The sequence below is a fragment of the Marinobacter salexigens genome, assembly GCF_002806945.1.
In the GTDB taxonomy this organism is placed as follows: Bacteria; Pseudomonadota; Gammaproteobacteria; order Pseudomonadales; family Oleiphilaceae; genus Marinobacter; species Marinobacter salexigens.
The window spans coordinates 89,066-112,518 of record NZ_NIHC01000009.1; the positions used below are offsets into that span (position 1 = coordinate 89,066).

A 23,453-nucleotide genomic window follows, 5' to 3' on the forward strand; every position below is an offset into this window, starting at 1 on the left:
TTTTTCGTTATGGGGCATCAATCAGTTCATGGCAAATCAATTCCAGACAGCGAGCTGCTCTCCCCGATCATCCAGTCGCCACCATTTATCATCTCCTATCGCCTCACCTTCTTTCCACTCTCCCGGGCTGCAACGAACTTCTGACTCTAGTGCCCGCCAAGCACTGCGTGCGCATTCCAGGTCAGAATTCCAAGGTAACCGCTCACCCTCAATAAGCAGTGAGGTAAACCTCTTACCAAAAGCCTGAGGGTAGAGTGTTATTTTCAAGAAGCTATCGCTAAAAAAAGCGGTGCCTTTGATGACCGATGTAATATTACTGTCATCAAGTTCCAGCTGTTCAACGTGGCTTTCTAGCCAACGAGCAACAGCTCCTGCTTCCAAGTCACGAATGTAGATTTCCAGATCCTGCACTCGCAGATTCTCCATGCTGCTGATCACAATGCTGCACATAGTGAACCGGCGCAGGCCGCGCTGCAAGCCAGCACTCCAGTTCGCGTCGTAAATCTTCAACCGTAAGCTGGTTCAGAGTGCCTGCAGCTTTGCGTTCATGCCAAGTTACTTCTGCAGCTGCGCGCAGCAAATCTATTTCTTCTAAAGACTGTTCTATCCCATCAAGCGGTTCTTGCCGTGCCATGGCAACAAGGCTCTGACGCCGGAGCGTGTCGACCTGCCCGGAAAGTGCCACTGACCCCACCGGGCCGCGCCGGGCAAACAATTCCAGCCGTGCTGCAGCCCGTTCGACCCACTGCAGCATTCCACCCGGCGTACACACACAGCGGCTGTGCCGGGAAGAGGCGAACTGAATCGTGGATTGAGGCAGCAATATATTCCAGCGGCGTTCTATCGCAGCTTGATGGGCAACCAGAATCGCCTTGCGCTGTAGCGGGCCAGGCAGCGGCGTATCATATATTTCCAGCGTTCGACCAAGCTGTTGCTCCAAGTTTCGGCAAGGCTGTACACAGCCACGAGGTATATCTGGCCCCAGTAGTAGCAAAGGCCCCTGCCATCGCTGAACAAGCTCTGATGCAAGACCCGAGGGGCGATCCATCAGCGCCAATAAATCAGCCGGCGTAACATTATCCAGTACCAAAACTGGCCAAGGCTTTTTGGCGCGTGCGGGAATAACCGCAAGTTCGCTGGCCATCACCTCCGTTTCACTGCGCAGATCCATCTCAACATAAGGTTGTGTAAGCGACGATAACAAGGTGCGTAGCCAAACTGATTTTCCCGCCCCACGCTCTCCCCTGACCCACACCACCACACCCGGTGTGACTGCAAGCGTGATGGCAACGTCTTCTGCAAGTTCAATCCAGGCCGTATCGGCCATTACTAATGGCGCTGCTTCTTCGTCCTCAATGCCCGGCCTTGCTGTTCGCGCTTCATCGGCAGCCAAATCACCCGATTCTGGCCACCGCGATACCAACTCAAGCACAGCCACATAGGCCTTCTCCTGCAGGCGCTCTGCATACTTTGCAAGCACCTCGAGAAGTTGCGGCCAATCGAGCCAGGCAGGCGCACCAAAGGTTTCTCGTGCCGTTGCCAACCAGTACATGAGCTGGGAAGAAAGCAGGCCTTCGCCGCCAACTTCAGTCACTATGGGTTGTTCACACTGAATAGTGCGGACCAGCTCGTCCATGTCCACGCCCGAGCCACGCAGAAAGTGACTTGCCGAAGAGCTGGATTCCAAGAGTGCGAGCAAAAAGTCTTCGACCGTAATGACTACACCGCCACGACGATCAACATCTTCGCGAGCATTCAGTAGTGCGGTCTGACATTGGGGGGCGAGGCATCCTTGCCAGTCTTCCATCAAACTTCTCCTTGTTTTATCGCATCTTCCTGATGCTTAAGAATTCATTTCACAACTGCCTAGTGATTCTATGAGGGTTTTAGCTTACCCGCAATTCCTGCAGGCAGCCCATCCCCTACCAGGAACCAGTATTTTCCATGCTGGCCCAAGGCTCTTTGGGCTCCAGAGGCTCGCCTTTTTGCAGCAACTCTATGGATATATTATCCGGCGTGCGAATAAACGCCATGTACCCATCCCGAGGTGGACGGTTAATCGTAACGCCACCTGCCTGCAGCGACTCACAAAGCGCATAGATATCATCCACACGGTAAGCCAGATGGCCAAAGTTACGGCCACCTGTGTACTCTTCCGGGTCCCAATTATACGTTAACTCCAGCGTAGGCGCCTTCTGCTCTCGCGCTTGCGCTTCATCTTTGGCGGCTGCGAGAAACACAAGCGTAAAGCGGCCTTTCTCACTGCTTCTACGATCAATCTCAACCATGCCCAACAAGTCACAAAAAAAATGCAGGGATTTCTCAAGATCGCTTACGCGGATCATCGTATGTAGGTACTGCATACTTGCTCCTTCGATATTCTTTTGCTTCAAGCAGTGAACCCCGGGAGTTTGCCAACCTAGGCTCACCGCATCTTTATTAACACACAGTTTACGGTATTCTGGACGGATGAATGCAAACCCCAAGTCGGAACTGACTAGCGTTTACCGAACACCAGCGATCAACCACCTCGCCTGGCTATGCCAGGCACCGCAACTGATGCATTCGCCCATCACTTTTGAACCGGCAGATTACCTGCCTTCAAATTATCCTGACCTGCTTAGACTGTGGGATGAACACCCTGAGACTGCACCTCCGATACTGAGAGAACCACCACAGCGCAGGCTGGGATTCTATTTCGAACGACTGTATCAGGTTTTGCTGGAAGACATACTCGACTGGCCCATTCTGATGAAGAACCAACAGATACAATCAGCCGGGAACACCATCGGAGAGCTGGATTTCGTGGTTCATAATCGTGCAGAAAAACGCATAGAACACCACGAAATCGCTATCAAGTTCTATCTTGGCGTACCAGAGCCAAACGGAACGACCCTCTGGTACGGCCCCAATGCCAGAGACCGACTAGACATAAAAACAACCAGCCTACTCGAACAACAAAGCCGGCGCACATGGCTGCCGGAAACACTCGCAATGCTCTCCGAAGCCGGCATTACAGGCCCGCTTACACCACGGATTTTCATGCCGGGGTATTTGTTCTATCCCGATGCGCCGCAGGCAATGATTCCCGATTACGTTCCCAATGCGCATCTGCGTGGGCGATGGCTGTATGTTTGCCACGCAAAAGCATTAGACACATCGCATTGGGTTGTACTCAATAAACCACACTGGATTGGCAACTGGTTTCAGGGTGAGAAGCCAGATGCCGAACATACTATGGATGCTCTGAGGCGCGTGGAAGACAGAACGGTTCCGCAGCTGTTTGGCGTATTGCGGGAAGATCCTCGGGGCGGCAATTGGCACGAGGTAGAGCGGGTGTTTGTGGTACCCGAGCGCTGGCCACTCGTTCGCTGACCACAAATCCATATACGCCTTAACCAAAACCTTTCAGATCGGCCAAGCTCCAGCCGGTCGCTGTTTTCGGTATTCTTCCATGGAGATCTTGCCTAGCTGTGGCGTGAGCTTACAAACCCGGCTACCCCACGGGAACTGACTTTGCCGCTGATATACTTCCCGCCAGCCTTCTCCGTCTTTCCATGAGTCCAGATCAAGGTCGCGCCAGTAACGCGGGTTACGGTCGGTTTGTTTATCATATTCAGCAGTGACCGGATCCAGATGCCGGAAGGGTTCCAGCCTGGGTACATCGGGCAAGGGCTGGGATACATCCATATAGGTCTGGAGCACATCCCAGAGTGCCAGCACCTCAGACTTGCTGGATTCGATGGTGCTGAAAGCGGTGTTGTGGAACGTTTTTTGAGTATAACGATGCACAAAAATGAGCCGATAAAACACACCGCTTTGCTGGATCACACGATCCACGTAGGCATCGAACTCCACGAACGGGGCCTCGAAATGCCGCCCTCCTCCCAGAGCCATGCGAACCTGGCCAGTGGTGCGGTTAAACTCGCTGCAGCCATCCTCCAAAGTTTTATCCAGCTTTTCGTTGATGATTTTCTCAAAGGGTTTTAGAACGAAACCCATGCCGGTGCTCATAAGCCAGTTGGTGGTAACGGGAGTTACCCAGACTGCAAATACAAACCAAGCAAACACAAAAACAATGATAAAAACCCCTACTACCAACGGGGGCAGCTCCGCTATCAGATCTATCTCAGCAGATGCCCAGATCATAAGAGCCGGGCCCCCAAGCCAAAGGGCAAGCACCCAAATCACTGGAATAATCAGTATCAAAAATTTGAGGCCCAATTTTTCATTCAGAAATCGAATCCTCTGGTGATCCCACCACCAATCTTTCGATTTAAATTCCGGGTCAGTCTTTTCATGATCCTGAAGCACTTCAGCGTCTTGAATTGTACCCAGATAGGGGATGATGCCCGCATAGCTGCCAACTGGCTGAAGCTCTTCGCCAATCCGCGTGCGTTCTTTTGGGGATTTCGGAAGAGGACTAATTTCCATGGGCCGAAATGGCTTATCCTTGATATTGGGCATCGATTTTAGCTCGCTCATACCGGTGTTTTTTCAAGATAGATCGCCTTGAGTAGCCGTCCGTTCCTAGAAGCGCTTCCATACCCATTAACCAGAAGCGTCAGCACTCTGTAACTGAACAGCACCACCGCTCAGCGCTGAACTCATGATTGCAGAAATCAAAATGAATGGAATCGCCACGAAATAAGTAGGGAATCCGGCATCACCAAACATATTGATCAGCGCAACCACGCCAACCGTTGCCGCCCCAATTGTTAGTATTAAAACCGACACTTTTGCTTTTAACTCTGATTCGGCATCAACTTTAATCTTGACCAACACTCCACACTGGGAACACTCAACAGGCTCAGATTTCCCAAGCATTTCCATCTGATCTGCAGCAAGTTGATTCCTACCATCGCAGGCTGTACATGTCGCTTCTACACAATCACTCATTTTCACCTTCCCTGAAGTTGAGTTCATTTTTAATCTCTGTTTACTGTATTGATCCGCGTGTCGCCGCTGAGCTCCCTCTGTCTGGCAAGACCCTCAGGCTCACCGCTGGCCACGGTTAGTTCCCTGGCCGTAAGGTCAGGCCATTAGCGGGCTCCTTGTCTCAAATCGGCCAAGAGCCATCAGGGCGCTTCTGGCGATACTCTTCCATCGAGATTCTGCCCAGTTGGGGTGTCAGTTTGCACACCCGACTGTCCCACGGATACTCTCGTTGGCGTCTAAGCACTTCCAGGCCCTCACGGGTTTTCCATTCTTCCAGGTTCAAGTCACGCCAGTAGCGCGGGTTCTGTCCAATCTCTTCATCATATTCGCGAGTCACTGGATCCAGGTGGCGGAAAGGCTCCAGGCGAGGGACGTCCGGCAGAGGCTGAGACACGTCCATGTAGCGCTGGAGCATGTCCCAGAGTGCCATCACTTCTTCTTTCACCGGTTCAACACGGCTCAAGGAAGTCTGGCTGAACTGCGCACCGGTGTAGCGATGCACGAACATCAGGCGGTAGAAGATACCCCCCGCTTCGATCACACGCTCTACATAGGCATCGAACTCTTCAAAGGGGGCCGTCAGTTTTTTGCCTCCTGATACAGCGAAGCTCACTTCGCCTGTTTCCCGACTGAAGTAGCTTTCACCCGTCTCCAGGCCACGGTCCAGAAGCTTGGCGAGGAGTTTGTCTAAGGGCCTTAGTAGAAGGACGAAACCGCCCATGACCCACGGGAGGGTTTTTGTGAGAATGTAGAAAGACCCAGCTATCCAGCCAGAACCTACTACAAGAAACCATAAAACCTTGAGAATACGCGGCATCTCTACAAAATCGGCAAGGGTACAACGAATATACACCACCGCCACCTACTAAAACGGTTCCCCAAAGATAAGGAATTGTTAGTATAAAAGCCGAGAGACCAAGAAACGCTTTCCCATTGAGAAAACGAATCTTTCGGTGACTCCACCACCAATCACCAGCGACAAATCCTTCTGGGTCGTTTTGGTCCTGATGCTGAACGTCAGTAATATCAATACAGACTCGGTGATAGGGTTCGATGTCGGCATAGTCGCCAACGGGTTGAAGATCTTGGCCAGTGCGTTTACGCCTTACGGGGCTCTCGGGCAAAACAATTATATCTGTGCTGTCGTGTGCTGTACTGCTTGGCTGAGGAATTGCCTGAACGCTCTTCATGCGGTCAACGAAGCCTTGGCATCAAACTCGTCACTGACCTGTGCAAATATTTCAAGCGTGTTTTTCCCTGGGTTGGCTTTTAGTAATTCTTGGACACGTGCGGTTTGACGCTTCAACTCATCACTGGGTTTGGTCCACTGATCGTCCGGTAGCGGTTCAGACCAACGCTGCATGGCCTCAGGCAACGCTTTGCGATTCATTTTCTGAATCTTTTTCACTTCCCAATCCACCAGATGATACGGGAGCGTCCATAAGGTCGAGAAATGGTTGAGATACCACCCCAGGGTGTAAAGCCAACCAACCTCTCCGGCCCGACGACGCTGATGCATTCGAGCTTTTGCGTTACGAAAAACGTGCACTCCCTCCCAGGGCGGATCATCCGGGTCTTGCAAGTCCAGAGGATCCTGAATTTCCTTCAGAGTATGGACGTCATATTCCATGTAAGCTCGCACCGCTTCCCAATTGCTGATGGCTTGTTGTAAACCGTAGGCCTGAAACTCCAGAGTGTATTTCTCGCCCGTATCCGGGTGGAGAAAACCCACGCCAAAGCCGCACTGGCGCTGCACACCGTACTCAGTCACACCTTGAGCCTCCGTTACCCAGGCAGCCAGCGACTCCCAGGGCACAAAGATGGGCTCCCGCTGACCTTTGGGGAAAAAGCACACCTCGCGGCGCTGGCGGTTAAAACGGGTGGGGGTAAGGGTCCTGTATTTAAGGTGCTTCCGAAACCAAATCCCAAGGCCAAGTAAAAGAAAAAATATACCTGCCCAGAGGCCAATCCAGAAGCTGAGATCCATCACACCCCAAAAAGCATGAAGGGCATCGGGCAAACCGTTACCCACCGCATAGAATAGAAAAAAGGCAATCACCGGAAAAACAAACGCCGACAGTAAAAAACCGGCAAATGGCGTGCCGAGGGCCAATTGCCAGCCGAACACCGGTGGCCAACCCGCCCCAAAGTCCAAATAGCGGTCGTTGACCTCCCCCACAGCACGGCCATAGTCCGTTGGCGGCACGCCCGTGGGCATGGGCAACGGCGCCAGGAAAGTGAGCCGACCACTTGGGAAGGGCTCCACCTTGCCGGCGCGGGGTGGATTCATGATCTCGACTGTGTTTTTTTTGTGGGTATTGCTTATCATGCAATGATGTCCGTTTCCAAAAAGGGATTACAAACCTGATGCCAGAAAACTTTGTCCTCCTCGTCCCGAGGCGGCTCTTGAACGGGTGTTACAGGCCAGTCGCCGTCTGGTGTTACTTTGAGCATATAGACTTCCTGGGTATAGAGCCCCTCAGAATGAAGCGCGTCTATCCGAACCATCAGTGCAAGATCTCGGGTTTCCGGAGATAGCCCACGCTTGCTGTGGTTCGGGGGGGCGAACGCCAATTGTAGGTGCCCGGCTTTATCCTCAATAGATAAGCTCGTCAGGATATCCTGGGAACAACGTACCCAAGCCTCCGGCGTATTTGTCCACCGCCCAGAATCTTCAGGCCGGATTCGCCAGGCGCAAAGCCAAACTTTGCGGGAAGCTGGCTGACCCATGGATTCCTGCAACTGCGATGCTGTTAGCGCATGGCAGTTCAGAACCAGTTGCGCTTTCGCGTCGCCTTCGTCCACCGGTCGCTTTTCCATAGTCAGGCTGTGGCCGAGCCGTGCCAGTGCCTGCCCGTACTCCTCCAGGGAACTGTCTGTTATTTGCCGCGCCTCGCGCGACCAAGGGGTGGTTAACAACCACTGGTCGCGCTCCCCCAGGTTGTAGCGGTTATACAGCCAAGTGCCGCCCAGCTCAAACACGGTAAAAACCAGCCCGGCAATATTCAAGCGCGCGAAAAGACTCGATAGTCGAGTACCCGCCGCGGCCCAAGCTGTGGCTAAATCGTCGCTGGCTTGCAATATGTTAAAACCTACGTGCAGAGTTCGGCCAAAACCATAGGCGCTCGTCACGGTCAAACCACCGCTTCCCACCATAGCAAGCGCTGCGCCCATTTGAGCTTCGGCATTTCCGATCCGTGCCGCTTCCAGCCAGTTGTTCGCATGTTTGTAGGTGCCAATGGCTGCACCAATCGTGCTTGCAAAATAGGCTATTCCACCAATCCTGATATGCAGCTTGCCCATGTGAACGTGCACCGATTGCAAAGTGCCACGCTGCCAAGCTTGCGCCAAAGCCTGTGCCCTGGACGAAAGAATGGTGTCCGCCAAGCCTTGGGCTGCCAGAAAACCAGCACTAGCTGTGCCTGCAACGCTTTCGATGACTTTGCCATAATTCTTAGAGTCCGGGGCCTGAGCGTTAACCTCAATAGCGATCTTAACCAAATTAACCGCTTGGACAATAAAGACCAGTACACCCAGCCCATCGCCCATCAGGTTCACACGTGGCGCAGAACCCAACCCCTGACGAATACTCCCCATCAGTGTCCCCATCTGCTGCTTTTCCAGAGCAGGCAATATCAAAGAAAGGCCCGCCCGCCCCGTTTCCGATGACTCAAGTTTTAAGCCGCTGCTGGTTTCTTCTACCGGGCTGAGAGCCCCAGCTATGCGCTTACCCAGGGTGCGATGCTCTTCCCGGGTTGCCTTGAATTCGCTGAGGATAGTTTTGGCCCGTTCAGATTTGTGGCCATGGGTGGTCTTGGCGACGTCATGATCGCTGCTCAGGGTTTCTAACCGTTTGTTAAGCGCCAGCAGTTGTTCCAGATTCTGCCGGAAAGTGGACAGCTCTGTTTCCGAGGCAACGCGAAACTCCACCTCGCCGGTACGGATTGCCTTCAGCATCTGGCCTTTGAAGAAATACGGCAGATCCCGGAACAGATCATCCAAAGGAGGAATCCGGTTAGCCTCAATTCCTTGATACAACCGATCCATGGTTCTGGCGACACTCCGTGAAACCGCCGGTGCCAAGATATCGCCAACCGCAGCAGCCTTAATCTGTATATCCTGAGAGCGTCGTTCAATATCGGGTAGGCGCTCTGCCTCCGCACTGATTAACTGCTGCGCCCACTCGGTAGCTTTGGTCACCACACTGTATCCCGCCCCCGCAATACCCAGATATGTGGTCAGAGGTTCGACATCCGGCGCTTGAGCGGCTTTGGGCAGGGTGTGGAACAGTGGATGACTGAACTGTGGGTTTGCTTCCATCCAGGCAAGTACTTTGTCCGCCGCTTCGTCTGTACGGCAAAGGTCTTTCGCACAGGCATAATTGAGATCCAGAGCCGCCTCCAACTGAGCATCAACTGCCACATCGAAATACCAGGCAGCGTGATGGAAGCGAGACTCACAGTAAAGCGCTACCCGGTCTTCGGTGATATCTGCAAGCAACCCTTGCCAACGTGCCAGCTTGGCCCGTTGAGCCGCCATAAATGCGTCCATGCGAGGACGATCAATGAGATCGTTAATTCCTCGTTGACCAAGCTTGGCACCATTTAGCTGGTGGTAGTTCTGAAGATTGAGCTGATTGATGGTATCCCTGTGCTGAGCATAGCCCTGCTGCCCAAGGGCGTCGATCATGGCCAACTGTGCTCGTACCAGAGGGTTGTCCCCGTGCTGCTCGCGCAAGTAAATTTCGGGTCCCATTGGTTGAGGGCCGCGGTAGTCTGCGCGGATCTTCAGATAGTCATATATCGCACGGCGCTGAACCTCATCGGTGTTTTCGTGCAGTGCCTGAAAAGGCTCTCCTTTTGAACCTCCAGCAGCAGCCTCAAGCGTCGAGTCACTGATCTGTATCAGGGATTCTATCCATGCACCTACCAAGTAGTCCCGTTCATTGTTAGCACTTTCTGCCCAATCGGAAATCCAGCCAACCACATCATCCTGATGCTGGGCCAGATCGACCATCACGCCGACATCGTCCCGAACCGCCAGGCAAAGGCAGTTCGAAGGATCCTCAATATTCTGCTGTTCAATCAGTTTGCCAAAGCGAGTCTTGTGAAAGTAAGGCTGATTCTCCCAGTGGTAAGGCTCGCTTTCTTGGGGATGCGCGCCCTCTGGGGGCTCCTGATCCGGGCCTTCTGCAAACTCTGCAACCCACTCCTTGGCTTGTTCAGGGGTAAGCAGAGACGCTCCGCCAGAAGCAGGAGAAGCCGAGGCCAGGTCAATTCGCTGCAGAAGGGCTTCCCGCTCTGTCGGGTCATCAAGCACTTGAGCCTTTTTGCGATCCGTCCAGGCGATATCCGAGAAGGAGACATACAGCGTATGAGTTTTTGGATACTCGATTTTCCCACCATTATGGCCAGACAGCTTGCCACTCTCATGACTGTATTCGTGCAACTCGCCTGTATCTGCATCAAGAACATACAGGTATCCGTCCCTGAGAAGGCGGTAACCCAATGGCCGGGATACCAGTTCGTAGGGATACCCGGAATCCTTGCCTGCAGGGGCGACCTCTACCCTGCCATATCGCACTGGCAGCAAGTTAACCGTTTGAAGCAAAGGGCATGATTCAGGCTCATTTACCGGAGTACCTGACTGTTCCCAGCAAAGGAGTTCACTGCTTTCTCTATCGTCTACCGGTCTCGTTTTGCGTGTCATGATTCATCCTTGATCTCTAAAAATAGCGCAACCGCTGCCTGACAAAGTGACTGTGTCTCCAGACAGGACTGAAAACAAAAATCGCATCATCTCCCTTGGGCTTTGATGACCGGCATCACGGGCGCTTACAAGAATCGAGAACAGCCTGGGGAATGCTTCTTTAAGAAACGGCCCACCCAAACTCATCCGTGTTCTGGCGTCCAGACTCTCCCAGATCTGCAATGAGACCTGACGCATATTGAAGGCATCAAAAGCCTGGGTAAGCTCATCAGAGAGCGCAAGAGCATACCCGTTGTTTTCAGTGCCCCCAATACCCTGCTTTCCTGGCTCAATACAATGCCATCGTTGGCTGATCTGATCGGGGATAATCAGTTGCCGGACAACACCGGACGGGGGGCGCTGGCCGAGCTGATCTCCGATGACAGTCCGGGCAAGAGCAGGATGGGAAATGCGGACAATTTCTTCACAACCTGATCCTTTTTCTACCTGGAGATGGGCTCGAATCCAGCGCATGAAGGCCGTTCTATCTACTCCGGTAACGATCAGATATCCATGTTCCTGCATCGCACCATTCTTCAGGAAAGCCGCCAGTACGGGATCATCTGCCCCGTTCAACCAGACAATCCAGGGCGATATTTCAGCGATTTGATCCCAGCGTGTCGTGGCGTAAAGGCACTCAGCGTCCACTTCAGAGTCATCGGCCCACTGGTAGATCTGTTTTCCCGCCTCCGGGATGGCGACGCCATCCAACATCAGGGCAACCGAATAACCCGCTGGCCAGCCCAGGACGTCAAAGGGTGATTCCGTAACAGATCCGCAACCCTGACTCATGAGGGTTTTTCCTCACAAATGGGACAAGTAGCCTTGCCTTTCTTTAAGGCCGCCAACTGGGACTGCACATCTAGGCTGGGTGCATTCTTTCTCTGCCCAACCTCCGCCAAAGCATCAACCTCAGCCGCAACAGGAATATCCACCTCCAAACTCTGAGGCAATCCCGGCATCACTGCCCCCTGCCCACTCCCACTCCCCGGCGCCCCACCAGAATTAATCTTTATCCCCGGCCCACTCAGCGTAACCCCACTGGGATCCAGCTTGATAAAGCTGCCACCGCCAGAAATGGTGATTTCGGCACCCGCATCCAGCACTACTTTAGCGCCGGCTTTGTGGTGGGCTTCGCTGCCTGCTTCGCAGAGAGTGGCACTGCCAGATTTCTGATGCAGGGTGCCGCCGATGGTCAGGCTGCAGTCGGCTCCGATGGTTTGGCGTTTTTCGCCGTCGACCGTGAGGTGTTCATTGCTTTTTACGTGGCTGAAGCGGTCATTCTCAACCGTTAGATGGCTGTCATTTTTGATGACTTCGGTGCGGTTGTTTTCGGTGAGCAGGTCCAGGTCTTTCTGGGCGTGGATGTAGATTTGCTCTTTGTCCGCTTCGTCCTCAAACCGCAATTCGTTGCTGCCCTCACCTTTGTGGGTTTGGGTTTTCAGTGTGGTGCGGGTTTTGTGTTCCGGCAGCGCGTAAGGCGGTGTGTTGGTCGCATGGTACGTGCGGCCGGTAATGATGGGCTGATCCGGGTCGCCGGCGAGGAAGGACACAATCACTTCGTTGCCGATTCTGGGCAGGGCCACGAAGCCATATTGTCCGCCAGCCCAGCCCTGGCTTACGCGCAACCAGGCGCTGCTGTGTTCGTCGTTCTTGCTGTATCTGTCCCAAGGGAAGCGTACTTTTACCCGGCCAAATTCGTCGCAGTGGATTTCTTCCCCTTCGGGGCCGGTCACTATAGCGATTTGCGGGCCGTCCATGAGTGGGCGGCGGGTGATGTTTGGCCGCCAGGTTTTGTCGGCCGGTACGGCGCTGAAGGTGTTGTGGTAGCTGGTGGGTTCAGAACCACCCTCTTCTTCCAAAGCCTGGGGCTGTTTGCCGGTGTGGGTAACCGCCGTAAGCAGCCAGTCCCGGTTCAGTTTGGGGTTGTCGTGCTCGGTAAGTTCGGTTTTGGCACCGCAGGTGAAGTCTGCGCGGTTGCTCTCGCCGGTGGCGGTGCTGGCGTCGCTTCTGAGGGCATCCAGCCGCGCTTCGGTAAAGGGCTGGCCGCTGGCATCGGCTTTGAAACGGCCTGGGTAATCAAAGTGCTGGTAATCCTGCCGTTGGTTGGCACTGGCGGCACTGTATTCGTGCATCAGGGCGTAGGCCGGATTTCTGAAGGTATAGTCTTTGGTAACGACGGAGGCAGCTCGAACACGCTCTTCATAGCGGAAGCGGAACACCGCAGGCTGTTTGGTGCTTCCGCCGGCCTTGCCGTTGTATTCAGCGGCTTCCAGTCTTGGCGCATCGCCGTGGTGGTCGGCAAAAATCAGGCCGGGTTGCTCGCCTCCGTCCACGCTGCCGTGCTGGTAGCGGTAGTGCCAGCCTTCTTCGGCGGCCAGTCGTTCGATAAACGCCAGATCGCTTTCCCGGTGCTGTACGCAGTACTCCCGTTCTTGGGGCGCGCGCTTCAGATTGAACTCAGCACTCATAATGCTCCGCTCTTCCAGCAAGGAACGCACGATGGTGTCTGTGGTTTGGGTCTGGAATATACGGCTGTTGTGCATCAGCCCCAAACGCCACAAAGGCGGCTGGATGATCAATTCGTAGCGGGTGCGGCGGTGGCCGGAATCACCCCGGGCGAATTCGTTGACCACGCCGATGAAGCGGCGAAGGGGCATGCCGCCTTGCCAAACAACCAGATCAACTTGCTGCTCCAGCACTTCGGAGGCATCAATATCCTGATCGGTACTGGCCAGTTCAAGGCGACCATGAAAAAGCTCGGATAGCCGTTCAGTCAGCGTAAAGCCGACAACGGAAAATAAATCAGAGGGGAGTTCGCCAACACGGGCGGTAAACTGCAGTCCGCTTGCCTGGGGCATGTCTTCTATCCCTGAAGATTGGTGTGTTATCCATGCTCGTCCTGAGCCGGTGCCCGATTATACCCACCACGTTTGTGAATGTAACCCCGCTGCGCCGAAGCGCTTCAAGCATGAGAGCTTGACCACAACTCTATTCTACGCCACTCTAATTTGGTCTCGTTACGCAACTTAAGTGGCAAAACGGTTACTGAAGGGCAAAAACTTCGGCAAACAACTGGTGCACATTGCCGACTAAAGCAATCGGCGTGTAACTCAGGGAAAGCTACTCCCCTATCTGGAGGAGTACCTTCCCGGTATTTTTGTTGGCATCCACATGAGCCATGGCCTCTTCAACCTGCTCAATAGGCCAGGAGCTGTCAATCACAGGCTCAATCTGCCCGGCAACCAGCAGCGGCCAAACGTGGCGATACAAGTCTTGCAGCACGCGCTCTTTATCTGCCACTGAGCGGGATCGCAAAGTAGACCCAATCAGCTTGTGGCGTTTAACCAGCATAAGCCCCAAATCGACCTCTGCAAAACGCCCTCCCAGAAGACCGATCAGAACAATTCGGCCATCGGCGCTCAGAACCCTTTGGTCATCCTTGATGTAGCTCCCGCCTACCGGGTCCAGCACCATATCCACGCCGCCCCAGCTTTTCACCGCATCAACAAACGATCCGTTCTTGCGGTTCCAAGTGCCCGTTGCGCCCAGTTTGCGGCACACTTCCAGCTTGTCATCGTCACCTGCAGTGGCAAATACCGGGTTACCAAACGCTGTGGCTATCTGAATAACCGTGGTGCCCAAGCCGCTGCCCGCCGCGTGCAGCAATACACGCTCACCTGGCCTCAAGTCGGCTTCCTGATAAAGATTCAACCAAGCCGTCGCGAACACTTCAGGAAGTGCTGCAGCTTTTTGCAATGTATATCCCTTGGGTATGGGCAATACCTGAGCAGCAGGAACCACAACCTTGCTTGCGTAACCTCCCCCGGTCAGAAGTGCACACACTTCATCACCCACTTCATAACCCGTAACGGCTTCGCCAACAGCGGCAATACGACCGCTGACTTCCAGCCCGAGAATTTCAGACGCTCCCGGAGGTGGTGGGTAAACGCCCGCCCGCTGAGACAGATCAGCCCGGTTAACGGCAGTCCAGACAACATCGATTTCTACGTGGTATGCAGGCAGTTCGTCGAAGCTCGCATAGTCTTCCCACACCAGGGAATCACCGACTATCTTGATTGCTTTCATCATGTATCGAATCTCGGCACTCTTGAGTGTCCAGCTATTGAATATCCAGCTATGAATCGCGTGTCTTATCAGGATACCCCATGTGGATGGGTGGTTCGACTTTGAAGCTAAGGGAATGTGATTCCGACACACCTATCACCACATCCGCCCTCGCCGGCATTTCCGCAAGGGATGCTTTGGTTATCCGTTCATAGTGCATAATAAACCGTGTGATTTCATCATCGCTCATAACCCGCAACGGCTGCGATCTATCATCCGATGCTGCTGCTCTCATTCGCTCTGCCAGTTTGTTTTCCTGCAAGGTACGCCATTCCAGAACGCTTTCCATGGAGGGCGCTTTAAGCATAATCAGGCAATCCAGCTGACCGAAGAACTCCTTATAGTTTGTATTCAAGCACTGGTTCACGTAGTCGCGCCATACTCCTTCCGTATCTTCTTGCTCCTCCAATAGATTCACCGGAACTGTAAGTGCCTTCTTGCTTTGCGCGCGGGCTCCCACACACCAGCCCTCCAGCAAAATGACAGCCGCCCTGCCTTTGAATACTGGCCAATCATCTGCTGGTGCCCTGTCATCTATTGATTTATCGAATGCAGGGATGGCGGTTTCATCCCCCGGTTGGGCTGAGCGAAGCTGATCTATCACCCGCAGGCCAAGCTCAAGATCGTGTGTGCCCGGCACCCCACGGGTCAGCAACAGTGGGTGTACTTGCCCGGCAAGCTCCCGACGCTCTGCTCTGGTAAGGTAGATATCATCAAGGGAGAAGCTGACTGTAGGGCAATCCCAGTGCTTTGAGAGCAGCTCTCTCATAAACAGGGCCAGAGTCGATTTACCCGTTCCCTGTGCACCGTGAATACCTACAACAAGCGTTCGTTTCGCCGACCTACGGAGCTGCGAGACATACTGCACCAGGGGCACAATAATCTGCCGCACCGTGTTGGCGTAGCTTTTAGGTAGACCTTCCTGGTCTATTAACGTGGCGATAGTATTTTCGAGCGCATTCACAAGCAGAGCTGATTCCCGGTGTTAGTTGGTAGTTTGCAAGCATTCTTATTGATTTGGAGTATAGGCCTTTTATGAGCAGCAATAGTTTTCGCGTAGAGCACCGCTACCTGGAACTCCCGGACAGCTTCTACACCCGCGTTCAGCCCACTCCGTTAAAAGACGCCAAAATGGCGTGCTTCAACCACAAACTGGCGCAGGAGATGGGCTTCCACGTTACCAACGAAGCCGACTGGGCGAAAATTGGTGGCGGCACAGAACTGCTTGAGGGCATGGACCCGGTTGCCATGAAATACACCGGCCACCAGTTTGGCACGTACAATCCGGAACTGGGGGATGGCCGCGGCCTGTTGTTGTGGGAAACAGTCGGCCCCGATGACCGCCGCTGGGATTGGCATCTTAAAGGCGCGGGAACAACCCCCTACTCCCGCTTTGGCGATGGCCGTGCGGTTCTGCGCTCTACCATTCGGGAATATCTGTGCAGTGAAGCCATGCACGGGCTCGGCATTCCAACCACCCGCGCTCTGTTTATGGTCAGCGCCCGGGACCCGGTTCGCAGAGAATCCATTGAAACCGCTGCTTCATTGGTGCGAGTCGCCCAGAGCCACATACGGTTTGGCCACTTTGAGTTCGCAGCTCACCACGAAGGCCCGGAAGCCGTAAAAACCCTGTTGGAACACGTTATATCCCTGCACTTTCCACATCTGATTCAACTACCCGAAGAAGAGCGCCACGCCCGCTGGTTTGAAGAGGTAGTAGAGCGCACCGCAAGGCTGATTGCCGACTGGCAAGCAATAGGCTTCTGCCATGGCGTGATGAACAGCGACAACATGTCCATCATTGGCGACACCTTCGATTACGGGCCTTTCGCGTTTCTCGACGACTTCGATGCAGGTTACATCAGCAATCACACCGATCAAGGTGGCCGCTATGCCTATAACCGCCAGCCACAGGTCGGCTTTGCCAACTGCCAGTATCTCGCCAATGCCCTCTTACCCGTTATGGAAGAAGACACCATCCGCAAAGGATTACAGCGGTATGAAGCCGTCTACAACGGTCGCTTCTTACAAAACATGCGAGACAAGCTTGGTTTGGCACAAGAGGACGATGGCGACCTAAGCCTGGTAATGGACACCTTTAGCATGCTCAACGAACACCATGCCGACTACACAACCTTCTTCCGCGCACTTTCAAGCCTTTATGACCACGGCCATGCGCCCTTGCGGGATTTGTTTGTGGATCGCCAGGTGGCAGATGAATGGCTTGCCCGCTATGAAGAGCGACTTGAAAAAGAAACTCGCGCAAGAGATGAGCGTGAATACGAGATGCGCAAAGTAAACCCAAAATACATTTTGCGGAACTACCTGGCGCAGAAAGTGATTTTGGAAGCTCAAAATGGCGATTTTGAACCCATGAAGGAATTGCTCAAGGTTCTGGAAAAGCCCTTCGACGAACAGCCGGGCTATGAAAAGTACGCTGCGCTGCCGCCAGACTGGGGCAAACACCTGAACATCAGTTGTTCGAGCTAACAGCGAAAAACAGGAAGGGAGAACTGAGAGTCAGGAGTTGAAACCTGACTCTCAGTTTTACAGCTCAACTAATTTCAGACGGATTTCGCAGCAATAATCTTCTCTTGCCACTCCACCGGGCCAGTCTGGTGAACCGACGTACCCTTGGAATCCACCGCCACAGTTACCGGCATGTCTTCCACATCAAATTCATAAATGGCTTCCATACCCAATTCAGGGAAGGCAACCACTTCTGAATTCTTGATGGCCTTGGAGACCAGGTAAGCAGAGCCACCCACCGCCATCAGGTACACCGCGCCAAACTCCTTGATGGCGTCGATAGCTACCTGGCCACGCTCGGCTTTACCAATCATGCCGGTGAGACCGGTCTTCTCCAGCATGGTGTGAGTAAACTTATCCATACGAGTAGCCGTAGTGGGGCCCGCAGGACCAACCACTTCTTCACGCACAGGATCAACCGGGCCCACGTAATAGATGAAGCGGCCTTTCAAATCCACCGGCAACTCTTCGCCCGCGTTGATCATGTCTACCATCTTCTTGTGCGCTGCGTCGCGACCAGTCAGCATCTTGCCAGATAGCAGAACGGTTTCACCCGGCTGCCACTCTTTAACTTCTTCCGGGGTAATGGTGTTCAGATTTACCCGGCGCACACCCTCACCTACTTCCCAGGTAATTTCCGGCCAGTCTTCCAGGCTCGGCGGTGTTTGCAGAGAGGGGCCGGTGCCATCCAGAGTGAAGTGCGCGTGGCGCGTAGCAGCGCAGTTCGGAATAATCGCCACTGGCTTGTTTGCTGCGTGAGTGGGGTAATCTTTTACCTTCACATCCAGCACGGTTGTCAGGCCGCCAAGGCCCTGAGCACCAATGCCAAGATCGTTCACCTTGTCGAACAGCTCCAGGCGCAATTCCTCAGAGCGGTTAGACGCACCGCGTTCCTGCAGATCGTGGATATCAATAGGATCCAGCAGGGATTCCTTCGCCAACTGCATGGCCTTCTCAGCCGTACCACCAATACCTATACCCAACATGCCAGGCGGGCACCAGCCAGCACCCATCTGGGGCACCATTTTCAGAACCCAGTCCACTACGGAGTCAGACGGGTTCAGCATGGCAAATTTGGACTTGGCTTCAGAGCCGCCGCCTTTGGCTGCTACATGAACTTCAACCGTGTCACCGGGAACCATTTTGTAGTGAATGATTGCAGGCGTGTTGTCGCCAGTGTTCTGACGCTTGCCATCCGGGTCCGCAAGAATCGATGCCCGCAGCACATTGTCCGGATTAGCATAGGCGCGGCGTACGCCTTCATTGATTACGTCGTCCAGCGGCATCTCGCAGTCCCACTGAACATTCATGCCGATGTTAACGAACACGGTTACAATGCCCGTGTCCTGGCACAACGGGCGATGCCCCTGAGCACACATGCGTGAGTTAATCAGGATTTGCGCCATGGCATCCTTGGCCGCCTGGGACTCTTCCTTCTGGTAAGCCTCATGCACCGCGTCGATAAAATCTTTCGGGTGATAGTAAGAAATGAACTGCAGCGCGTCCGCTACGCTTTCAATCAGGTCATCCTGGCGGATTACGGTGGTCATAGGCGCCTCATCAGGTTGCTATCGTTATGATTGGATCATCAAAAAACAGGTGGCATAGTTTATCAGAAATTCGAGAGTGCGAGGGATTGGGCAAAAGGCAAAGTTTTTGTCTTAACAATCACCTGAAAAAAGGTATCATCCTAACCAAATGACAAAAACCACTTCAGGCAGCACCCTAGGAGCGACAGTGACAGACTTTGTTCAATCCGAAATCAACAATCAGATTTTGACCGTTCGCATTAACCGCCCCGAGCGCAAAAACGCCCTTACCCACGCCATGTACACAGCACTGGGCGATGCGCTTGAGCAAGCCGAATCCGATGATGGCATTCGCTGCGTACTGTTCTCCGGCAGCGAAGAATGCTTTACCGCCGGTAACGACCTCAGCGATTTTGCCAGTGGCTTGAATGGCCACTTCGCAGAAACGCCTGTAGGCCGCTTCCTGATGTTGCTGGCCAAAGCCACGAAACCCGTCGTGGCATCGGTGAACGGCCCAGCCGTGGGCATTGGCACCACAATGCTTTTACACTGCGATATGGTTTTCGCTGGTACCAATGCACGCTTCCAAATGCCCTTTGCCAACCTGGGCCTTTGCCCTGAGGGCGGCTCCAGCCTTCTACTACCCTCCTGGATTGGCCGGGTACGAGCGGCCGAACTCTTAATGCTGGGCGGGGCGTTCACTGCAGAAGATGCATACCGGTTGGGGCTGATCAACAGGATTTGTGATCCCGCTAATACAGAGAAGACTGCCCTGGAAGCTTGTGAAAAACTCGCCAACCAGGCTCCGGCCGCCATTCGGGCAACGAAAATGCTATTGAACAAGCCTGTGCAGCAGGAGCTAGAAGCAACCATGCTCGCAGAAGGCGAACTGTTTTCAGCGCGCCTGAAATCACCAGAAGCCGCAGAAGCCTTCGGGGCCTTCATGCAAAAACGCAAGCCAGACTTCTCTCGCTTTAAATAAGCCACTCGCCCGCCACCTCTCAAGCTCTGGCGGGCGCTTGCTACATTTTGTAAAACCCCCCGAATATCTTTAGCTTGGGCTCGACAAACGCCCCATGGCCATCTATTTTTTCATAAAGGCCAAGCTCCCTTCCAAAGGGAGCATAGGGAGGTTGTGCGAGGAGGATTCAAACAGCAAGAATCACACTTTTGGCTGATCAACACTGGCCTTAGTGTCGCTATAGTCATAGATATAGAAATTGGCTTAAAGCGCTGGCTACAATTTCAGACAACCGTTTATGCAGAACAGGCCACTGACACCGGGTTTACCGCATCAGACCGGCCCCGTTAGTTGCCGAACATAACGATACAACAACAGGAAAAGGTTCCACCCATGTTCAAGAAAACTCTAATAAGTCTTGCCGTGGCGTCTTCCCTTGGGCTAACAGGCTGCCTTAGTGGCAGTGATGACGGGGGTAATGCTAATCCGGATTATAAGATCAACAACCCGGACTTCACGGGGCGCACTTGGCCGATTTTTGATCCGCTGGCGGGAAACCTGCCTATTCCGAGCGACCTTAACTTTGACTCCGAGCAAGGCGATGGCACTTTTGGTGTTCCAGACAGCAAGCCACCGGTCACCACGGCACTAAATGAGCTGAGCGGCGCCTCTACTGTTGCCCCTGCAGTCATTGCATTTAACGGTCGTTTAGATCCCGACACAGTCATCACTGGCGAAACCGTTTTTCTTATTGAAGTTACCTATGCTAGTGGCGACCCTGTTCAAGGCCTGGGCAATCAGGAACCGCCAGCTCCAAGTGCCGCTCTAATGCTGCCAACCCCAGACTATCGCGCAGACGTTGTAATGTTGGACGGGAACTCGGCAATTCGCATTCTGCCACTAGAACCTCTTAACCCGCGAAAGCGTTATGTGGCTGTAGTAACAACAGGCATTGAAGATATTAACGGCGACACTATCGTGCCATCGCCATATTATGGTAATTTAACTGATGCAGAGCAGCCTATTGGAAACGCTGCACTGGCACCAGTTAAAGCGCTGATCAACAATCTTTGGGAGCCAATCGCAGCAACAGCGGGTATCCCCGAAGAAAACATTGCATTGAGCTATAGTTTTACAACATCGAATGATGAGAAAGTTCTTCAGTACATCGCAGAGCCCGGTGCCTGGTTTTCAGACCAGCTGAAAACCTTCGTCAAAGTTGCAGCCGCCAAAAGCGCACAACAAGGGGGCGCTTCAAGTTATGCGGAGATTGCACCAATCGTCCAAGGCGCTGTTGCCGCGTTTCCTGACGTCCCCGTCAACGAAACAACCACCTTCCGGGATGCTCTTGCAAACGTTTTTGCTGCGCCACCATGCAGCCTCGCGGCCAACGGCCAAGAAGCATTTGACTGCACGGGTGTAGCCATCACATCTCAACTTGTGGGCATGAACCCGAACATTTTCCCGACCCCAATACCCGGAGTAAACCGAACCGGAGCTGACTTCTCTATTGATGCCAGCACGGTATCCCCCGTTGGGCTTGTTTCTGCAGTTGCAGGTGCAATTCCCGGCGCTGCCGGAGTGCTTGCCGCACAAGGCACGGTTAATCTACCTTACTTTCTTGCCGATGGAGCTCCTGGTGTTGTTACAGACTCCTGGACGGCAGACGCTGCCCTTGCCGGCGGTATTAACGACCTGTTTAAAGATGTAAGCCCTGACCCCCTATTTGCCCAAGGCGACCCTGATGTGTCAACGGCTGTTAACTATATCTTCCCGTTCCCGAGACGAACAGTTGATGGTGGCGTCGACGTACCAGTTCTGGCCCTTTACCCAACTGAGGGCAATGTAAACGGTGCCGTTCTCTTCCAGCATGGCATTACGACTGACCGCAGCGCCGCGCTGACCTTCGGCACAGCTCTCGCAGCGCAAGGCTATGCCGTTTTCGCAATTGATCAGCCGCTGCATGGTGTGGCCGCGTTTACAGGGCAAGATCAAACAGATCTGGCGATTGCACTTCTTGAAGCTGGCGGTGCTAGCGAAGCAGAAGCCCAGGCACTGGCACCTCTCGCGGTAGCCGGAGATGTGCAGTCACTGGCGAATGCGCTTGCAGGCGCGCCGGCAGCACCGGGCTCACCAGAAGCCATAACCGCCCAATCTGTGGTCAACACCGTGGCCAATGCAGGCAGCACGATTCCTGGTTTGGCGCCACAAATTGGCAATGAGCGTCATTTTGGACTTTATGCTGAACAACCCGGCACCCCGGCACCCATCGACTACGATAATGGTGTGGGTGACTCAGGCAGTCTGTTCATTAACCTGACAAGCTTCCTGACAAGCCGGGACAACAGTCGGCAAAGCGTGCTGGATCAGATGAACCTCCGTGCTAGCTTGGCAGGATCCACACTGGAGCTGCCTGGAACCGATAACCCTCTTGTTATCTCTGGTGCAACCCCCGTGTACTTTGCCGGCCATTCCCTCGGCACGATCACTGGAACGCCTTTCGTTGCCAGCGTTAATGAAAACCAGGTTTCAAACATCATCTTTACACCAAACGGACCCATCCCATCCTCCGTAAATGATGTCCAGTCTGCAAGTTTGCTGACACCAGGAGGCGGTGTTGTTCGTCTGCTAGAAAACTCACCCGCTTTTGCCCCACGAATCCTCACAGGCCTTCAGCAGGCAGCGGGACTAAAACAGGGAGGCGCGGGCCTAGAGACCTTCTTGAATGTGTTTCAGGCGGCTTATGACACAGTCGACCCTGTTAACTTCATAGACAATCTTGAGAGACAAAACACACCGGTACTGTTGTCCCAGGCTGTCGGAGATACAGTTATTCCTAATGGAGCAGACGAGATGCTTTGGGGCATACCACCCCTAAAAGGCAATCTGCCGCTCAAAGTTTCAGAGACGCAAACTATTAATGTTACGGTTGATAGTTTCAATGCTCCCCTGGCCGGTGGCTTCCCGTTATCCACAGCGTTTGCTGCGAACTGCTTCGTTGAGTATGACACTGAAGGCACAAGCCACAGCACACCCACTTCGGCAGATCCAGCCGGTGTGTTTGCGCAAATGGTTGGTGGCACTGTCGCTCTCTACACTACCGGGGCGTGCGCACCAAACTAACAGGCACCACCTAACCTTAAATTAACAACTAAAAGATCGGGAAACACGCAAACCCTCGCCACAATATGGCGAGGGTTTTTTGTTGGCGGGTCAGTATAGTGCTTAGTACCCTGAGCTCTTTCATGCCACTTGCGGCGCCTTACGGTTAACAACGCTGCGATTACATCAAGCCATCTCCCTGAAATTACTTGAGGCAGATACCTGATATACAGCTGTTATCCGATGTCGTTCATAAAGGCGGACCGCTCTATCAAAATCATGAGCAATGCAATGGAGAAGCCCAGCATCATTGTGAACAGGTTCCCGGTGAGCGAACACACCAATTGCATCATTACAAGCCTGCTCCAAAGATCATTAGTTGAAGTCATTGGCTACTGTGTAACCGTCCGGCTAACCCATCTTGAGTGTGATGCCGAAGCCTTCAAGATAGTGTCCACTTATTCTTTAGTGGACACTATCTATGAACAACGTAAGCGTAACCCGCCCTTACCGAAAGC

18 protein-coding genes are annotated in these 23,453 nt (G+C 53.6%); 5 read left to right on the forward strand and 13 right to left on the reverse strand.

Annotated features, from left to right (window positions below; all coding sequences use genetic code 11):
- Window positions 1–36 precede the first annotated feature (36 nt).
- The 3 genes from CDH47_RS15920 to CDH47_RS15930 all read right to left on the reverse strand — a co-directional run bounded on the left by CDH47_RS15920 (window position 37) and on the right by CDH47_RS15930 (window position 2,363).
- The gene (locus tag CDH47_RS15920; RefSeq protein ID WP_100641107.1) at window positions 37–411 is read right to left on the reverse strand and encodes a hypothetical protein; all 375 of its coding nucleotides are present in this window, start codon (window positions 409–411) and stop codon (window positions 37–39) included.
- A complete protein-coding gene (locus CDH47_RS15925) occupies window positions 383–1,807 on the reverse strand; it encodes a Clp protease N-terminal domain-containing protein (protein ID WP_100641109.1) in 1,425 nt (474 codons plus the stop codon). Before CDH47_RS15925 ends, CDH47_RS15920 begins: the two co-directional genes overlap by 29 nt.
- A gap of 115 nt (window positions 1,808–1,922) precedes the next feature.
- Window positions 1,923–2,363, reverse strand: coding sequence for a VOC family protein (locus CDH47_RS15930; protein WP_100641111.1), 441 nt, complete (start codon window positions 2,361–2,363; stop codon window positions 1,923–1,925).
- 106 nt (window positions 2,364–2,469) lie between these two features.
- On the opposite strand from CDH47_RS15930, the gene CDH47_RS15935 reads away from it, so the two are divergent.
- The gene (locus CDH47_RS15935) at window positions 2,470–3,375 is read left to right on the forward strand and encodes a DUF1853 family protein (RefSeq protein ID WP_100641113.1); all 906 of its coding nucleotides are present in this window, start codon (window positions 2,470–2,472) and stop codon (window positions 3,373–3,375) included.
- 33 nt (window positions 3,376–3,408) lie between these two features.
- Here CDH47_RS15935 and CDH47_RS15940 read toward each other — a convergent pair whose 3' ends face one another.
- From CDH47_RS15940 to CDH47_RS15980, 9 genes are all read right to left on the reverse strand, one after another.
- Window positions 3,409–4,485, reverse strand: a complete 1,077-nt coding sequence (locus tag CDH47_RS15940) for a hypothetical protein (protein WP_205077615.1) — start codon at window positions 4,483–4,485, stop codon at window positions 3,409–3,411.
- Window positions 4,486–4,551: 66 nt separating this feature from the next.
- A complete protein-coding gene (locus CDH47_RS15945; protein WP_153045489.1) occupies window positions 4,552–4,926 on the reverse strand; it encodes a hypothetical protein in 375 nt (124 codons plus the stop codon).
- Between the two features lie 133 nt (window positions 4,927–5,059).
- Window positions 5,060–5,791 (reverse strand): hypothetical protein, encoded by a 732-nt coding sequence (locus CDH47_RS15950; RefSeq protein WP_153045490.1) that lies wholly within the window; start codon window positions 5,789–5,791, stop codon window positions 5,060–5,062.
- A gap of 333 nt (window positions 5,792–6,124) precedes the next feature.
- A complete protein-coding gene (locus CDH47_RS17745; protein ID WP_239985849.1) occupies window positions 6,125–7,267 on the reverse strand; it encodes a DUF6708 domain-containing protein in 1,143 nt (380 codons plus the stop codon).
- On the reverse strand, window positions 7,264–10,647 hold the full coding sequence (locus CDH47_RS15960) for a toxin VasX (RefSeq protein ID WP_100641119.1): 3,384 nt from the start codon (window positions 10,645–10,647) through the stop codon (window positions 7,264–7,266). Before CDH47_RS15960 ends, CDH47_RS17745 begins: the two co-directional genes overlap by 4 nt.
- Before the next feature lie 3 nt (window positions 10,648–10,650).
- Window positions 10,651–11,478, reverse strand: coding sequence for a DUF4123 domain-containing protein (locus CDH47_RS15965; RefSeq protein ID WP_100641121.1), 828 nt, complete (start codon window positions 11,476–11,478; stop codon window positions 10,651–10,653).
- On the reverse strand, window positions 11,475–13,547 hold the full coding sequence (locus CDH47_RS15970) for a type VI secretion system Vgr family protein (RefSeq protein WP_100641123.1): 2,073 nt from the start codon (window positions 13,545–13,547) through the stop codon (window positions 11,475–11,477). Before CDH47_RS15970 ends, CDH47_RS15965 begins: the two co-directional genes overlap by 4 nt.
- A gap of 262 nt (window positions 13,548–13,809) precedes the next feature.
- A complete protein-coding gene (locus tag CDH47_RS15975) occupies window positions 13,810–14,778 on the reverse strand; it encodes an NAD(P)H-quinone oxidoreductase (protein WP_100641125.1) in 969 nt (322 codons plus the stop codon).
- Between the two features lie 46 nt (window positions 14,779–14,824).
- Window positions 14,825–15,778: a hypothetical protein gene (locus CDH47_RS15980; RefSeq protein WP_239985851.1), complete on the reverse strand. Its 954-nt coding sequence runs from the start codon at window positions 15,776–15,778 to the stop codon at window positions 14,825–14,827.
- A 71-nt stretch (window positions 15,779–15,849) separates the two neighbouring features.
- Between CDH47_RS15980 and CDH47_RS15985 the strand changes: the two genes are divergently transcribed.
- Window positions 15,850–17,304 carry a protein adenylyltransferase SelO family protein gene (locus tag CDH47_RS15985; RefSeq protein WP_100641129.1) on the forward strand — a complete coding sequence of 485 codons (1,455 nt, stop codon included), beginning with the start codon at window positions 15,850–15,852 and terminating at the stop codon, window positions 17,302–17,304.
- 74 nt (window positions 17,305–17,378) lie between these two features.
- Here CDH47_RS15985 and CDH47_RS15990 read toward each other — a convergent pair whose 3' ends face one another.
- Window positions 17,379–18,893, reverse strand: coding sequence for a fumarate hydratase (locus CDH47_RS15990; RefSeq protein ID WP_100641130.1), 1,515 nt, complete (start codon window positions 18,891–18,893; stop codon window positions 17,379–17,381).
- A 187-nt stretch (window positions 18,894–19,080) separates the two neighbouring features.
- Here CDH47_RS15990 and CDH47_RS15995 point away from each other — a divergent pair, with 187 nt between their 5' ends.
- From CDH47_RS15995 to CDH47_RS17620, 3 genes are all read left to right on the forward strand, one after another.
- Window positions 19,081–19,854 (forward strand): enoyl-CoA hydratase, encoded by a 774-nt coding sequence (locus CDH47_RS15995; RefSeq protein ID WP_100641132.1) that lies wholly within the window; start codon window positions 19,081–19,083, stop codon window positions 19,852–19,854.
- A gap of 372 nt (window positions 19,855–20,226) precedes the next feature.
- On the forward strand, window positions 20,227–22,956 hold the full coding sequence (locus CDH47_RS16000) for a hypothetical protein (RefSeq protein WP_100641134.1): 2,730 nt from the start codon (window positions 20,227–20,229) through the stop codon (window positions 22,954–22,956).
- Between the two features lie 270 nt (window positions 22,957–23,226).
- Window positions 23,227–23,453, forward strand: a 227-nt coding sequence (locus CDH47_RS17620; protein ID WP_205077617.1) for a hypothetical protein, incomplete at its 3' end; no start/stop codon positions are given.

Excerpts from the sequence above, each read along its gene's own strand:
- CDH47_RS15925 (WP_100641109.1), bottom strand. The coding sequence starts at position 1,807 with ATGGAAGACTGGCAAGGATGCCTCGCCCCCCAATGTCAGACCGCACTA.
- CDH47_RS15930 (WP_100641111.1), bottom strand. The coding sequence starts at position 2,363 with ATGCAGTACCTACATACGATGATCCGCGTAAGCGATCTTGAGAAATCC.
- CDH47_RS15935 (WP_100641113.1), top strand. The coding sequence starts at position 2,470 with ATGAATGCAAACCCCAAGTCGGAACTGACTAGCGTTTACCGAACACCA.
- CDH47_RS15940 (WP_205077615.1), bottom strand. The coding sequence starts at position 4,485 with ATGAGCGAGCTAAAATCGATGCCCAATATCAAGGATAAGCCATTTCGG.
- CDH47_RS15945 (WP_153045489.1), bottom strand. The coding sequence starts at position 4,926 with ATGAACTCAACTTCAGGGAAGGTGAAAATGAGTGATTGTGTAGAAGCG.
- CDH47_RS17745 (WP_239985849.1), bottom strand. The coding sequence starts at position 7,267 with ATGATAAGCAATACCCACAAAAAAAACACAGTCGAGATCATGAATCCA.
- CDH47_RS15960 (WP_100641119.1), bottom strand. The coding sequence starts at position 10,647 with ATGACACGCAAAACGAGACCGGTAGACGATAGAGAAAGCAGTGAACTC.
- CDH47_RS15965 (WP_100641121.1), bottom strand. The coding sequence starts at position 11,478 with ATGAGTCAGGGTTGCGGATCTGTTACGGAATCACCCTTTGACGTCCTG.
- CDH47_RS15970 (WP_100641123.1), bottom strand. The coding sequence starts at position 13,547 with ATGCCCCAGGCAAGCGGACTGCAGTTTACCGCCCGTGTTGGCGAACTC.
- CDH47_RS15975 (WP_100641125.1), bottom strand. The coding sequence starts at position 14,778 with ATGATGAAAGCAATCAAGATAGTCGGTGATTCCCTGGTGTGGGAAGAC.
- CDH47_RS15985 (WP_100641129.1), top strand. The coding sequence starts at position 15,850 with ATGAGCAGCAATAGTTTTCGCGTAGAGCACCGCTACCTGGAACTCCCG.
- CDH47_RS15990 (WP_100641130.1), bottom strand. The coding sequence starts at position 18,893 with ATGACCACCGTAATCCGCCAGGATGACCTGATTGAAAGCGTAGCGGAC.
- CDH47_RS16000 (WP_100641134.1), top strand. The coding sequence starts at position 20,227 with ATGTTCAAGAAAACTCTAATAAGTCTTGCCGTGGCGTCTTCCCTTGGG.